Origin of the sequence: Bradyrhizobium sp. Leo170, assembly GCF_004296405.1 — a bacterium.
In the GTDB taxonomy this organism is placed as follows: Bacteria; Pseudomonadota; Alphaproteobacteria; order Rhizobiales; family Xanthobacteraceae; genus Bradyrhizobium.
Map to the genome: position 1 here is coordinate 1 of NZ_PSRR01000743.1, position 1,154 is coordinate 1,154.

The window sequence follows — 1,154 nt, forward strand, 5'->3', positions numbered from 1 at the left end:
GGGGGGTCAAATTTGAACGCCGATTGACAGTCCTCGACGAGGACCCGTGATACGGACGCTTCGCCCGAGACGCTACTATTGATGACGAGGATCTGGCGCACGCAATACTCCACTTTGCTACGACTAGCGACGTAACATTGCGGCATGTGCTCCTGTAGCGTCGCAAAGTGACTAGCTGTGTCGCGGAAAGTGGAACCCCACCCAGGTTCGCTTTCGCCAAGAGCAGTCGTTCGAGCTCGTCCGGCAAAGCGACTGCAAGGTTCCGAATTCGGTCATTCGCCCACAGGGTGAGAGACATCATCTGAGACTTCGTGGCGAAGCTTGGGCCCATTTGCGAGCCGCCGCCCTAGCGCGGCGATAAACGCGTCGTAGCGTACTTCGGAGATCAGCCCTCTCAATTGATGAAAACGGCCGATAGCGATCTCACGGACGCTGAATTGCGCGCGGCGGGCCGTCATCGATCGGCGCGGCAATTGCCGACTTACGCAAAACGCACACGCAAGCAACTGATCTCAGGCACTAAGAAGCGTCGCGAGGAGCGAACAAAAGCAGCTGGTTTGTCGGAATAGCCGCTGACCGCTTGTCGGAATGGCCGCCTCGCAAGATACCTAAGCTATTGAAAAGCTTGGTGGGCGCACCAGCGCTCGAACCTGGGACCCGCTGATTAAGAGACAGCTCCGGGTTGAGAACAATCAATGACTTGCCGGTCGCACCCCTGGGCTTATCCAGCCGAAAATGGGCGTTCGTCGCACGATCATATTGCACTGTCTTTGCTCTGGACTATCCATGCACCTCGAAACCTAAGCTGTTGCTCCGTCTCATTCCCCGCGAGTAAGCAATCCGCGCTTTCCGCTACCGACACCGAATTTTTGAGGCCAAAGCAGTCCTCATGGTGGCTTTTGGCCTTGCGCCTACATGGCCATCAGCTCAAACGTCCGCTTGGCGACTATAGCGACCCTTTCTACGAAATCGCTTGCCATTGCTCGCTCCATCGTTCTGCAACGGCAGTCCCTATTGAGCGGCCATTACTGAACGCTCGGCCTATGGATTCGAATTCTGATCGATGGCTTTCTGTCGCGAGGTAGATTGCGCGACACTCCTCACGCTTCGCGATGGACTTAGCGGCCAAGTTCCAAAGGCTTGTTGGCGCGGGG

General features: G+C 56.6%; 1 tRNA gene and 1 pseudogene. Both read right to left on the reverse strand.

The window, feature by feature from the left end:
• Positions 1-272: 272 nt before the first annotated feature.
• A pseudogene (locus tag CWO89_RS48680) lies at positions 273-374 on the reverse strand (CopG family transcriptional regulator); the annotation flags it as partial.
• 252 nt (positions 375-626) lie between these two features.
• Positions 627-715 (reverse strand) — tRNA-Lys (locus CWO89_RS46690).
• Between the last annotated feature and the right edge of the window lie 439 nt (positions 716-1,154).